The organism is Microbacterium sp. No. 7, from assembly GCF_001314225.1.
Classification (GTDB): domain Bacteria; phylum Actinomycetota; class Actinomycetes; order Actinomycetales; family Microbacteriaceae; genus Microbacterium.
This window is the reverse complement of sequence record NZ_CP012697.1, coordinates 3,489,088-3,501,491: the sequence shown is the minus strand read 5'-3', so window position 1 is coordinate 3,501,491 and position 12,404 is coordinate 3,489,088. Positions and strand designations below refer to the sequence as shown.

Here is a 12,404-nt window from a genome sequence, read left to right as displayed (position 1 = left end):
CTCAAATATTGATCTCATCGTAAGGCAATTCCGGATTCAAGGAAAGTGAGCCTCGATGGCGGAACAGAACGCCTCCACAGCAGAACTGAGCTCCGATGTCAGCAGCGTCGGTTCGCAGACCCTGTCTCGCGGGCTGGCGGCGCTGGCACTGATCGGCGAGTCCAGGTCGTCATTGACGATCAACGATCTCGCTGAAGGCCTGGGAGTCAACAGATCGGCGGCCTATCGCATCGTCCGTACTCTCGAGCAGCACCGCTTCGTGCAGCGCGGGCCGAGCGGAGAACTGGAGCTCGGGCTCCGCCTCGCCGCCTTCGGTCAGGGAGTAGCCCGTCAACTGCAGGCCGTGGCGCAACCGCACCTGCAGCGAGTAGCCGACGAGTTGGAGATGACGGCATTCCTCGTCGTGTTCGACGGTGAGGAGGTCGTGACGCTTCTCAGTGTCGAGCCGACCCATGCCGCGACCTACATCGCCCAGCGCCCCGGTCGTCGTCAGCAGCTCGGTCACGGCGCACCCGGGAAAGTCATCCAGTCCGTGCTGGATCCGCGCACGCATCGCCCGGCGCGGTTCGAGGCGACTCACGATGAGGTGATCCCCGGACTGTCGGCGATAGCGGTGCCGTTGTCGGTGGGTCGTCCCGCGTCCATCGCCGTTCTCTTCGCGACTCGGCCAATCGACGCCGGCGCCACCGCCGCCGTCCTGGAACGGGCAGCCTCAGAGATCGCGAAAGGATAGGCGTCGCCTGTGTCTGGTCGCGTCTCTGTCGAACTGCCCGGCTTCGGTCATGCCAACCCGATCCCCGCTGCGTCCCGGATCGGCCCGTTCGTCTACTCGAGCGCGTTCACCGGCCGTGAGTCTCGTTCTGGGGAGGTGCCACCCGATCTCGACCGCCAGGTCGTGAACATCTTCGAACACGTCCGCTCGCTGATGGCCGCCGTCGACGGCACCGTCGACGACATCATCAAGATGACCTTCTGGCTCGTTGACTTCCGTGATCGAACAGCTCTGAACCGGGAATGGCTCGCGATGTTCCCGGATCCGTCGAGTCGTCCAGCGCGGCACGCGGTGCACGCTCAGCTGGACAACGGCTTGCTCGTGCAGGCAGACCTGACCGCAATCGTCGATCTCCCGCGTCAATGAGCCGCTCAGGCGGTCATCGGCGGTCGCCGCTGGAGCGACCGCGTACAGTTCTGGCCATGCTCGCGGCGCTCACGGCGCTAGCTCCGCTCTCGATGGATATCTACGCGCCGTCGATGTTGGCGATGAGAGATGACTTCCGTGCACCGGAGTGGCTCATCCAGGCGACCATCACCGGATGCCTGCTCGGCATCGGCATCGGGCAGATCGTCTGGGGGCCACTCAGCGATCGCATCGGTCGTCGTCCAGTTATCCTGGTCGGCGGTATCGGGTGGACCATAGCCTCCGCGCTGAGCGCGATCACGGCAAATGCCGAGATGCTCGTCGCGGTGCGGTTCGTGGCCGGCCTCTTGGGTGCCGCATGTATCGTCGCCGCCCGCAGTGTCGTCCGTGACATCACGCCTGACGTCCGCCAGCGGGCGGCGAGGATCGGGATTCTCTCCATTGTGGGCGCGGCGGCCCCGATCGTGGCTCCGATCGCCGGAGCTGCAATCGCGGCTGTGTGGGGCTGGCGCGCGGATTTCATCGCCCTGACGATCATCGGCGCGGTGATCACACTCGCGTTCGCCGTCATGGTGCCCGAGACGATTCCCGAAGAGGAGCGTGCGAATGCGAGCGGAGGCATCGTCGCGGGGCTCGCGACCGCTCTGCGTGACCGGGAGCTGCTGAGCATCTCGATCGCGCTCGCGTGCTTCTCATTCGCGTTCTTCGCCTACGTCGCCACCGCCGCGTTCATCGTCGAGGGGGAGCGTGGCTATCCGCCGTCCGCGTTCGCGGTGGTCTTCGCCGCGAATGCGGCGGTGATGGTGCTGTCGACGTTGCTCTATCGACGGCTGGCGCGTCGCTATCCTGCCAGGTCCCTGATGGGCGTCGGTCTCGCGGGCGGGGTGATCGCAGGTCTGGCGCTGCTCCTGGCCGTTCGCACCGGCAGCCCGGACTCTGTGCTCTGGATAGCATCAATGCTCTTGATGGCCAGCTCCGGTTTCGCAATGCCTGCCGCACATGGCGCCGGCCAGTCCCTCCTGGTCGCCAGCGGCGCCGCGTCAGCACTCACCGGAGCGTCGCAGTTCCTCGGAGGGGTGCTCGGCTCACCTGTCACCGGCGCGATCGGAACAACCAGCGGTGTGCTGAGCGTGATCATCATCGTCGCCTCAGCTGCCGGCCTGGCCGCGTGGTGGGTCATCCCTCGTGATCCCAGGTCGCGCCGGCGGCGAACTCGTTAGCCACTCCTTCGCCCGTGAAACCCGTCAGTCGGTGTTCTCCATCGCCGACCGCACGTGCGGAACCGCCGGATGGAGTCCTCGCGGCCCTGGATCCAGACTGAAGAACGCACGAGTGTGCTCAATGACGCGGAGGTCAACAGATGGCGAAGGTGCTGATCGTTCTTTACCCGGATCCGGAGGCCGGCCACCCGCCTGCGTACGCTCGGGACTCGCTGCCGGTGATCGAGCGCTACCCGAACGGGCAGACGCTGCCGACGCCGAGCGCGATCGACTTCACGCCGGGCGAGCTGCTCGGCTCGGTGTCCGGCGGTCTCGGACTGGTGAAGTGGCTGGAGAGCCTCGGGCACGACGTCGTGGTCACGGACAGCAAGGACGGCGCCGACTCCGTCCTCGATCGCGAACTGGCCGATGCTGATGTGGTCATCTCGCAGCCGTTCTGGCCGGCCTATCTGACGCCCGAGCGCCTTGCGAAGGCGGAGAAGCTGCAGATCGCGATCACCGCGGGGATCGGATCTGACCACGTCGACCTGCCGGCCGCGATCGAGAAGGGGATCACCGTTGCCGAGGTGACCTACTGCAACTCGATCAGCGTCGCGGAGCACACGGTGATGCAGGTGCTCGCGCTCGTTCGCGACTACATCCCGCAGTACCAGATCGTCGTAGACGGCGGCTGGAACATCGCCGACGCTGTGACCCGCTCCTATGACCTGGAGGGCATGGATGTCGGAGTCTTCGCCGCTGGCCGCATCGGCCGTGCCGTGCTCGAGCGGCTTGCGCCGTTCGATGTCCGGCTGCACTACACCGACCGCTACCGCCTCCCCGCCGAGGTCGAGGAGACGCTCGGTCTGACCTTCCACGAGGACATCCAGTCGCTCGTCAAGAACGTCGACGTCCTCACCGTCCACGCGCCGCTCACCGCGGAGACACATGGACTGCTCGACGACGAGCTGCTCTCGACGATGCGCCGCGGCTCCTACATCGTCAACCCGGCCCGCGGTGCGATCGCCGATCAGGACGCGATCGTGCGTGCGTTGGAGAGCGGCCAGCTCGCCGGCTACGCGGGCGATGTGTGGTACCCTCAGCCCGCACCGGCTGATCATCCATGGCGAACCATGCCGCACCACGGCATGACACCGCACACCTCCGGCACGACGCTTACCGCGCAGGCGCGCTACGCCGCCGGTACGCGCGAGATCCTGGAGAACTTCCTCTCCGGGCAGCCGATCAGACCCGAGTACCTGATCGTCGAGGGCGGCGCCTACGCCGGCACCGGCGCGCACTCCTACGCTAAGAAGGACTGAGCCCCGTCCCCACAGAGCACGACACCGAATCTCCTACGGTGCGGGTGCGATATCGTCGGCACACCCGCACCGTAGGGGAAGCGAATGCAGCTCACGCAGCTCGAGTACTTCGTCGCCGTCGCCCGCGAACAGCATTTCGGTCGGGCGGCGGCATCCTGTTTTGTGTCGCCGTCTGCCCTCTCCGAGGCCATCCGGAAGCTCGAGATCGAGCTCGGTGTGCCACTTGTGCGACGTGGTCGCGTGTTTGAAGGACTTACCCCAGAAGGGCAGCTCGCGCTCGTGTGGGCACGTCGAGTCCTCGCTGACGACCGAGCGCTCCGCGACGAGCTGGCCGCCGCGCGGGGAAAGCTGAACTCCGAAGTCCGCTTCGGCGTCATCCCGTCGGCGGTCGAGCGTGCCGCGACTCTGCTGACCGCGTTGACGAGCCGCCACCCGCTCACGCGTGTACGGATGACCACCGGGCTCACGACGGAGGAGATCGTTCGCCGCATCCGTCACTACGAGCTCGACGCAGGGCTCATTCATCCGTCCGTCGACGATGCCGAGGACCTCCTCGTCACGCCGCTGTACGAGGAGACGATGGTTGTGGTCGGGTCGCAGCAGATCCTCGGTGAGGGTCGCACCGAACTATCGGGGGAGGAGCTCGCCGCTCTGTCTCTCTGCCTTCTTGAGCCGCACATGCGGGCGCGGCAACTGCTCGACTCTGCCCTCGAAGCCCGTGGCATCACGCTGACGCCGCGCATCGAGACAGACTCGGTGGAAGGACTCCTCGCGCTCGTCAGCACCGGCCAGTGGGTCGCGGTCGTGCCCAAGTCGGCACTCGGGACCGAGCTTCACTCATCGGCCCTCTGTGTCGTCCCCCTCGTGAGCCCCGCTCTCACGGTGCCGATCGCTCTCGCCCAACTTGCGGACGAGCCTCGCCCGCCCATCGCTGCGGCGGTGGAAGCGGCGGCTCGCACCCTCGGACCGAGCGCGGCCGGCGATCCGGAAGAGACCCGATGACCTCTCGTGCAGAGCACATGCGATATTGACGTCGGCCCCGAGGTGGCCGGTAGTGAGGCGCGCGGACGTGCCCCGTGGGGTCTTCAAGAGGCGATTGGCGCCCACGTGCACTCGCGCTTCTTGTCGGAGACCGATACGATACGATATGGACCGATCTGGTTCAACGATCGGGAGGACACATCGCCGTGACCACAGACCTCACACCGAACGACGCCGTCATCGTCGCATACAAGCGCACCGCATTCGGACGCGCTCGAAAAGGCTCATTGGCCGCGGAGCGCCCGGAAGATCTCGCCCTCACTGCTGTGCGAGCGGCCCTCGCGGAGGTCCCCGGGCTCGACCCGTCGACCCTTGACGACTTCTATCTCGGCACTGCGGTGCCGGAGGGGGCGCAGGGCGACAACGTTGCTCGTCGTGTCGCGGTCTACGCCGGATACGACTCGCTGCCGGGCGCGACGATCAACCGCTTCTGCGCGTCTTCGCTGCAGGCGACCGCGGCGGCGGCGCGCGCCATCCGGGCCGGGGACGGTGATGCGTTCCTCGTGGCCGGAATGGAGTCGACGTCGACGACTCCGCCGAACCCGACAAACGTCTACCCGGGAACCGAGAAGGTCGCCGCGCGCGCCGAGGCGATCTTCTCGTCGGACGAGCTGTGGACGGATCCGAGAGCGGAAGGCCTGACGCCGGATCCGTACATCGCGATGGGAATCACCGCCGAGTTCGTCGCACGCAACACCGGCACGACTCGGCAGGACCAGGACGACTGGGCACTCCGGTCGCAGCAGCGCGCGGTGGCCGCGGTCGAGGCTGGCTATTTCGAAGGGGAGATCGCACCGCACACCCTCGCAGACGGTGCGATCGTGACCACCGATGACGGCCCGCGCCCGGGCACGACGTCGGACATCCTCGCCGGCCTCCGGCCAGCGTTCCGCGAAGGCGGCACGGTCACAGCAGGCAACGCGAGTCCACTGAACGACGGTGCATCTGCGGCCGTACTCATGAGCGCGGCCCGCGCGCAGGAACTCGGCATCACTCCGCTTGCACGCATTCTGGGCGCCGGCGCGGCCGCCCTTTCGCCGGAGATCATGGGCCTCGGCCCGGTGCCTGCCACCCAGAAACTGCTGCGGCGACTCGGCCTCACGGTCGAGGACATCGACCTCATCGAGCTGAACGAGGCGTTCGCTGCGCAGGTTGTCCCCGTCGTCCGCCAGCTGGGCGCCGACCCCGACAAGGTCAACGTCCACGGCGGTGCCATTGCGCTCGGTCATCCCTTCGGCGCCACCGGCGTGCGGCTCACGGGAACGCTCACCCGCGCCCTTCGCGAACGCGATGCGACACTCGGGTTGGCGACGCTCTGCGTCGGCGGCGGTCAGGGCATGGCCCTCGTCGTGGAGCGCCTGTCGTGAGCGCCGTCGACGAGGGTGTCGTCGAGGCGATGTTCGGTGAGCCGTCGCTCGCGTGGTTCGGCTTCGATGTGATCGAAGCATCCGGTGGCTGCGCGACAGTGCGGGTGACACCTACCGAAGAACAGGCCAACGGCACGGGTTTCACGCACGGCGGCGTAGTGTTCGCGCTGGCCGACCAGACGTTCGCAGCCGCGGCGATCAGCGTGCTCGGTCGGTCGGTCACCGCGGACGCCATGATCCAGTACCTCTCGCCGTCGAAGCCGGGGGTACTTTTGACGGCCGTCGCTCGCACGACGTTCCACGACGATCGTCGCGCCGTCATCGATGTGGACGTGCTCATGGAAGAGCGCACGATCGCCGTCTACCGCGGCACCGCCCGAGCGGTTCGCCGGAACTGACCCGGTCCGACGCGCGTCGGACCGTCCTGTCCAGATGGACCACACATGAAGGGAACCTCGATGACATCAGGCGCAACCACCGCCGGCGGTGGATTCACGTACGAATGGCAATCCGGGTGGGGAGCGGACGGTCACCACGACGGCAGTTCGACCGGCTGGGCACACCACGGGCTCGTCGTCACCGACGACGACCGAATCATCACGTTCGCGGTCGACCGTCCCGAGGTGCTGGTGCTCAACACGGCGGGCGAGCTGATCACGAGCTGGACGCCCGACGTGGTCGAAGGCCACGGCCTGTTCCTCACCAGGGAGGGCGACGAGCAGTTCCTCTGGATCTCCGACATCGGCACCAAGAACCGCCCGCAGGAGGACGGCTCGTACGAGGCTGACGCCGAGCCGGTGCACGGAGCAGTCGTGAAATACACGCTCGATGGCACCGAGTTGCTTCGGATCACCGCCCCAGGCCTCGACGCCTACCGCGAGGGCAGTTTCTCGCCCGGTCAGGTCGCCGTCGACGATCAGGGTTCTGGCGACATCTGGGTGTGCGACCCGTACGGGCAGGCGTTGGTGCTCCGCTTCGACCGGGACGGCAACCTGCTGACGACGCTGACCGGAGCCGAGGGCGCCGGGGAGTTCAAGCATCCGCACGCGGTATTCATCGACCGTCGGCGTGGCGAGCCCGAACTTCTCGTCGCCGACCGGATCAACAAGCGCATCCAGGTATTCAGTCTCACCGGTGAGTACCTGCGGACCTTTGGTGAGGAGTTCTTCATCTTCCCGGGCGGCTTCGCACAGCGAGGCGACTATCTCTTCGTGACCGAACTCTTCGGCTCGGTGACGATCCTCGGTCCCGACAACTCGCGTGTCGGCTCGCTTGGTCAGGTCGCGCCCCCCGGTGCCCCTGGTTGGCCCAACACTGTGAACGAGGCCGGAGCGGTGGTGCGCCCCGCTCTGGAGGACGGCGCGTTCCATACGCCGCACGCCGCTGCCTTCGACTCGGAGGGCAATCTGTACTTGGCCGAGTGGCTGGTCGGCGGGCGGCTTGACAAGCTGCGAGTGATTGAGGAACCCGCCGGAGCGTCATCGGTCTGACGCGCGGCGAGCGACCAGCTTTCAGCTGACCTCGACCAAAGAGCGCATGCCTCCCGTGAGCCAACGGCTCGCGGGAGGCATGCGGCTTGCGGTGGCGACTACGCCTTCCACACGGTCTTGAGGTTGCAGAACTCCCGCTGCCCGACCGCGGCGAGCTCGCGTCCGAATCCAGAGCGCTTGATGCCCCCGAAGGGCAGCTCCTGGTAGGAGACGGTCATGCCGTTGATGAACACCGCACCCGCGTCGAGGTGTGACACGAAGTAGGCCTCTTCGTCGGGATCGTTCGTCCACACGGCGCTGGACAGGCCGAATGTGGTCTGGTTGGCGATGCGCAGCGCGTCGTCGTTGTCCTTCGCGCGGTACAGGGAGGCGACGGGACCGAACGCCTCCTCCTGTACCAGGCGGGCGTCGTCGGGAAGGTCGGCGATGACGGTCGGTGCGTAGAACCAGCCCGGCATGTCCAGCGCGGATCCGCCGGTGAGCACGGTCGCGCCCTTGGCCCGGGCATCGTCGACGAGTTCCGCGAGGTCGTCGCGACCGGATGCGGTGGCCACCGGGCCGACTTCCGTGTCGCGAAGCAGCGGGTCGCCGACCCTGAGCTCCGACATCAGCTTCGCAAACTCGGCGGCAAACTCGTCGTAGACGTCGGTGTGGACGATGAACCGCTTCCCAGCGATGCATGACTGCCCATTGTTGTTGATGCGCGCCTTCACCGCGGTCGCAGCTGCCGTGCGGACGTCGGCCGAGGCCAGCACGATGAACGGGTCGCTGCCGCCGAGCTCGAGCACCGACTTCTTGACGTGGTCGCCGGCGATCGCTGCGACCGAGCGTCCGGCCGGCTCGGACCCGGTGAGAGTCACGGCCTTGACGCGCGGATCGGCGATCACGGAGGCTACTTCGCCACCGCCGATCAGCAAGGCGCGGAATGAGCCCTTGGGGAAGCCACCGCGTTCGAAGAGGGTGTCGAGGAACAAGGCCGATTGCGGCACGTTCGAGGCGTGCTTGAGCAGGCCGGCGTTGCCCGCCATGAGGGCGGGAGCGGCAAAGCGGATGACCTGCCACAGCGGATAGTTCCAAGGCATGACGGCGAGTACGACGCCGAGGGGCTCGTATCGGGTCCACGCCCGCGATGCGCCGACCGTGGACGGGTCATCGAGCGGCACGTCGGCGAGGAAGGTCTCGGCGTTGTCCGCGTAGAAGCGCATCGCCTTGACCGATTTGTGCACCTCGGCCACGGACTGTAGGACGGGCTTGCCCATTTCGACCGTGATGAGCTCGCCGATGCCTTCCGCCTGGTCTTCGAGGATGTCGGCGGCAGCATGCATCCAGCTAGCCCGCTCGGCGTAGCTGGTCGCACGCAGCGCTTCGGCTGCGGAGGCCGCCTCGGCGATCCGCGACTCGACCTCGCTCGGATCGTGCGGCTCGATGACCATCTCGGTCGATCCGGTGGTGGGGTTTATCGTGGCGATCGCCATTGCGTTCTCCTCCTCGAGACGTTCGTGTCATGATGAGTGTACGCGAATGCGGTACGATACGTATCGTGTGCTAACCTGATGGGAAGGCATGCTGGACCTCAACGAAGACGGCACGAAGGAGTGACCCTGTGAGCGCCCACGGCGAAACCCCGGCTCTCTTGCCAGTGTTCCTCACCGACGCGGATGTCGAGTCCTTGTCGGACCTGCCCAGTGCCATCGCCGCGATCCGCAGCGCCTACACCGCCGTCGAGGACGAGCATCGCAATCCTGGTCGCATCTTCGCAGACAGCAAGCGTGAGTGGATGCGCGTCATGCCGTCCGTGCCCTCGAGCGGTCGCCTGTTCGGCGCGAAGTCGATCAACGGCTCCTTTGCCGATGGCCTGCAGGTGAGTTATCTCATCTCGCTCTTCGACAAGGACACCGCGGCGCTGGTCGCCCTGGTGGACGGCAACCGCATCACCGGACTGCGCACGGCAGCCACCAGTGCCGTCGGGGCGGAGACGATCATCCCGCGGCGTCCGCTGCGAGTGGGGGTGATCGGATCCGGCTTCGAGGCGCAGTCGCACACGAGCGCGCTCTCCCTGGTGGCCGATTTCGCCTTGGTCAGCGTGTTCAGCCCCACCAAGACGAACCGGGATGCGTTTGCCGCGAAGTTCGCTGAGAGCCTCGGCGTTCCCGTGGTTCCCGTCGACTCTGCCGAGGCCGCAGCGACCGGCGCGGACCTGATCCTGTGCGCGGCGCGATCCCGAGACGAGTCTCCGACGATTCAAGCGGAGTGGGTCGGCGCAGACGCGACGATCGTCTCGATCGGATCGACCACGCCCGGGCAGCGTGAACTGCCCGCCGACCTCATCGCCCGCGCATCACTGGTAGTCGCAGACGGTGTCGACGAGGTCGTGCATGGCAGCGGCGACATGATCGCCGCCCGAGCTGCGGGGATCGACGTCGACGGCATCACCGTGTCCCTCAACTCCGTGCTGCTCGGCAACACACCTGTCGACCGCGAACACGGCATCCGCATCTACAAATCGACGGGCTCTGGCCTGCAGGACATCGTCGTCGCCGAGGCGCTCGTCGATCTCGCGCGCCAACAGGGGATCGGAACCGTTCTCCCCGTCGGCATCGTAACCGCCCGAAAGTAAAGGAAATCCATGGTCGATTACACGAAGGACCAGGCACGGGCCTGGGCGAAGCAGCACTGGCAGGGCGCGATTGCGGTGACGATCCCGTCGTACACCCCCGACTTCTCAGCCATCAACGAGAACGCGATCCGCCACGACATCCTCAAGCTCAAGGAACTCGGCTTCGCCGGCACACTGCTGGTCACCGAGGTCGCGATCACGCCTGAGGAGAACGCGCGGGTCACGGCGGTGGCCCGGGAGGCCGCCGGGCCGGACTTCCAGCTGTTCTTCCACGCGGCGTTCAACACGCTCGAGGAGAACATCGCAGCCCTGAAGCTCGCGGAGAAGGAGGGCGTGGACAGCGTTCTGCTCTCGTACCCGACCGCGTTCTGGCCGACGACGCTCGAGGAGGTGTACGACTACACCAAGACGCTTGCCGACTCCACTGACCTTGGGGTCATGCTCTTCGGCCTTCCGGCCTGGGGGTTCGAGCGGATCGACAACGCCGGCATGCCGGTGCCGTGGGTGCGCCACGTGCTCGACACGATCCCCAACATCGTCGCGATCAAGGCCGAGCAAGGCAACCCCGGCATTCCCGGGGTTATGGAGATGTACCACCACTTCCACGATGAGGTCGTCATCTCCTGCCCCATCGAGGGCGAGACCATCCCGCTGATGTCCGTGCTCGACTTCCAGTTCTCCGGCACCAGCAACACCAACTGGATGAGCGACTACTTCCCGAAGGCGTTCGAGCTCGCCCGCGGTGGCGACTACGAAGCCGCCATGAAGCTCTGGTGGCAGGTGGCCCCGGCCCGAGCAGCCAACAACGCGATCCTGACTGGCTCCGCAATCGGAACCACGGTCATCAACCGGACCGGCTGGAAGTACCAGGAATGGCTTGCGGGGTTCAACGGCGGCGCACTTCGCGCCCCGGCGCCCCGCATCCCCGACCGCCTCATGAAGCAGGCCCGGCAGGCGCTCATCGCCTCGGGGCTGCCCGTGACCGACCTGCCGGACAGCGAGTTCGTGAAGGGTCGCACGCGAGCCTGATGCCCAACGGGCGGGCATCGGCGACTTGCCCGCCCGCACGATACCAGCTCCCGCGCGCGGAGCGTCTTCGCCCGCGCGCGGGATGCTCCACGTCCGGCACGGGCGCCACCTTCACGGTCTCTCAGTTGGCTACCCCTGGCGGGCGTGGTCGGCCTGCAGCACCGTCTGGGCAGTCGTATGTGATGCTGGCACCATCAGTTCACCGAGATGGCCGAGGCTGAGATGGCGCCGATCGACTACAACCTCCTCCGTCCGCTCCGGATCCTGCTCGAGGAGCGCAATGTGACCCGCGCGGCGGAGCGGATGCATGTGTCCCAGCCGTCCATGTCACTCGCCCTTGCGCGACTACGTGCTCACTTCGATGACCCACTGCTCGTTCGGCGCGGCAACAGACATGACCTCACCCCCTTGGGGGAGCGGCTCCTAGCGGCGCTTCCGCGTGCAGTGGGGGAGGTCGAGCAGGTATTCGGGTTGCAATCCCGCTTCGACCCCGTCTCGAGTGCGCGAGCGTTCACGATTGCCGGCGTCGACTACATGATTGCCCGGATCGCGCCCGCACTCAATCGCATCCTCGAACGGGAAGCACCCAATGTCCGCTTCGAGTTCCCCGCCGCGGACGGGCGACTCGTACACGCCCTGCCCGACTCTCTGCGGACCGTCGACGCGGTCATCCTCCCGCATGGCTATACGGGCGATCTGCCGCACCTGGACTTCGCGCCCGAACCATGGATGTGCCTCGCCGACGGCGCATCGGGTCTCGGAGTGCAGCCGGCCGCGGATGAGTTGCTTACCCGTCCATGGGTCTACACGCTTCCGGCGCGGGAGGGCATGACGCCGGCGCGGCAACAGCTCCAGTTCCGCGGCATCGAGATCGCGATCGTCGCCGCGACGCCGAACTTCTTCGTCGTGCCTTCGTTGATACTGGGCACAGAGCGAGTGGCGCTCGTCCCGGCCGGATTCGGGCGGATGGTCGTCCGTCAGGAGCCGCGTCTCCGGCTCGTTCCTACGCCATTTGACCTCGACCCCGTCCGCGACGCGTTCTGGTGGCACCCGGATCGCGAGCACGACGCCGAGCACATCTGGCTGCGCGGCGTGCTGGCACGAGTACGCGACGACGTCATCAAAGAATCCGATAACGGAGATACCTCAATCGCAATTGCCTGATCACCCGGGCGGGTGCAGATTAGGAATGTCCACCGCG

General features: G+C 66.7%; 12 protein-coding genes. 11 read left to right on the top strand and 1 reads right to left on the bottom strand.

The window, feature by feature from the left end; genetic code table 11:
* Positions 1–55: 55 nt before the first annotated feature.
* The 8 genes from AOA12_RS16250 to AOA12_RS16215 all read left to right on the top strand — a co-directional run bounded on the left by AOA12_RS16250 (position 56) and on the right by AOA12_RS16215 (position 7,557).
* A complete protein-coding gene (locus AOA12_RS16250) occupies positions 56–733 on the top strand; it encodes an IclR family transcriptional regulator (protein WP_054685091.1) in 678 nt (225 codons plus the stop codon).
* A gap of 9 nt (positions 734–742) precedes the next feature.
* Positions 743–1,138, top strand: coding sequence for a RidA family protein (locus AOA12_RS16245; RefSeq protein WP_054685086.1), 396 nt, complete (start codon positions 743–745; stop codon positions 1,136–1,138).
* 56 nt (positions 1,139–1,194) lie between these two features.
* Positions 1,195–2,358, top strand: a complete 1,164-nt coding sequence (locus tag AOA12_RS16240; RefSeq protein ID WP_054685084.1) for a Bcr/CflA family efflux MFS transporter — start codon at positions 1,195–1,197, stop codon at positions 2,356–2,358.
* Between the two features lie 140 nt (positions 2,359–2,498).
* Complete coding sequence (locus AOA12_RS16235) at positions 2,499–3,659, top strand: NAD-dependent formate dehydrogenase (RefSeq protein ID WP_054685082.1); 1,161 nt, start codon at positions 2,499–2,501, stop codon at positions 3,657–3,659.
* A gap of 84 nt (positions 3,660–3,743) precedes the next feature.
* Complete coding sequence (locus AOA12_RS16230) at positions 3,744–4,661, top strand: LysR family transcriptional regulator (protein ID WP_054685081.1); 918 nt, start codon at positions 3,744–3,746, stop codon at positions 4,659–4,661.
* Between the two features lie 185 nt (positions 4,662–4,846).
* Positions 4,847–6,067, top strand: a complete 1,221-nt coding sequence (locus AOA12_RS16225; protein WP_082406327.1) for an acetyl-CoA C-acyltransferase — start codon at positions 4,847–4,849, stop codon at positions 6,065–6,067.
* Positions 6,064–6,465 carry a PaaI family thioesterase gene (locus AOA12_RS16220; RefSeq protein WP_054685077.1) on the top strand — a complete coding sequence of 134 codons (402 nt, stop codon included), beginning with the start codon at positions 6,064–6,066 and terminating at the stop codon, positions 6,463–6,465. Before AOA12_RS16225 ends, AOA12_RS16220 begins: the two co-directional genes overlap by 4 nt.
* Positions 6,466–6,510: 45 nt before the next feature.
* A complete protein-coding gene (locus tag AOA12_RS16215) occupies positions 6,511–7,557 on the top strand; it encodes a hypothetical protein (protein ID WP_197280948.1) in 1,047 nt (348 codons plus the stop codon).
* Between the two features lie 98 nt (positions 7,558–7,655).
* Here the strand turns inward: AOA12_RS16215 and AOA12_RS16210 are convergent, their stop codons facing one another.
* The gene (locus tag AOA12_RS16210) at positions 7,656–9,032 is read right to left on the bottom strand and encodes an aldehyde dehydrogenase family protein (protein WP_054685075.1); all 1,377 of its coding nucleotides are present in this window, start codon (positions 9,030–9,032) and stop codon (positions 7,656–7,658) included.
* Between the two features lie 128 nt (positions 9,033–9,160).
* Between AOA12_RS16210 and AOA12_RS16205 the strand changes: the two genes are divergently transcribed.
* The 3 genes from AOA12_RS16205 (at position 9,161) to AOA12_RS16195 (ending at position 12,367) form a co-directional block, all read left to right on the top strand.
* Positions 9,161–10,174, top strand: coding sequence for an ornithine cyclodeaminase family protein (locus AOA12_RS16205; RefSeq protein WP_082406326.1), 1,014 nt, complete (start codon positions 9,161–9,163; stop codon positions 10,172–10,174).
* Positions 10,175–10,183: 9 nt separating this feature from the next.
* A complete protein-coding gene (locus AOA12_RS16200; RefSeq protein ID WP_054685072.1) occupies positions 10,184–11,203 on the top strand; it encodes a dihydrodipicolinate synthase family protein in 1,020 nt (339 codons plus the stop codon).
* Positions 11,204–11,410: 207 nt separating this feature from the next.
* A complete protein-coding gene (locus AOA12_RS16195) occupies positions 11,411–12,367 on the top strand; it encodes a LysR family transcriptional regulator (RefSeq protein ID WP_054685069.1) in 957 nt (318 codons plus the stop codon).
* The last annotated feature ends 37 nt before the right edge of the window (positions 12,368–12,404 follow it).

Coding starts and splice junctions, on each gene's coding strand:
- AOA12_RS16250 (WP_054685091.1), top strand. CDS start 56: ATGGCGGAACAGAACGCCTCCACAGCAGAACTGAGCTCCGATGTCAGC.
- AOA12_RS16240 (WP_054685084.1), top strand. CDS start 1,195: ATGCTCGCGGCGCTCACGGCGCTAGCTCCGCTCTCGATGGATATCTAC.
- AOA12_RS16235 (WP_054685082.1), top strand. CDS start 2,499: ATGGCGAAGGTGCTGATCGTTCTTTACCCGGATCCGGAGGCCGGCCAC.
- AOA12_RS16230 (WP_054685081.1), top strand. CDS start 3,744: ATGCAGCTCACGCAGCTCGAGTACTTCGTCGCCGTCGCCCGCGAACAG.
- AOA12_RS16215 (WP_197280948.1), top strand. CDS start 6,511: ATGAAGGGAACCTCGATGACATCAGGCGCAACCACCGCCGGCGGTGGA.
- AOA12_RS16210 (WP_054685075.1), bottom strand. CDS start 9,032: ATGGCGATCGCCACGATAAACCCCACCACCGGATCGACCGAGATGGTC.
- AOA12_RS16200 (WP_054685072.1), top strand. CDS start 10,184: ATGGTCGATTACACGAAGGACCAGGCACGGGCCTGGGCGAAGCAGCAC.
- AOA12_RS16195 (WP_054685069.1), top strand. CDS start 11,411: ATGGCCGAGGCTGAGATGGCGCCGATCGACTACAACCTCCTCCGTCCG.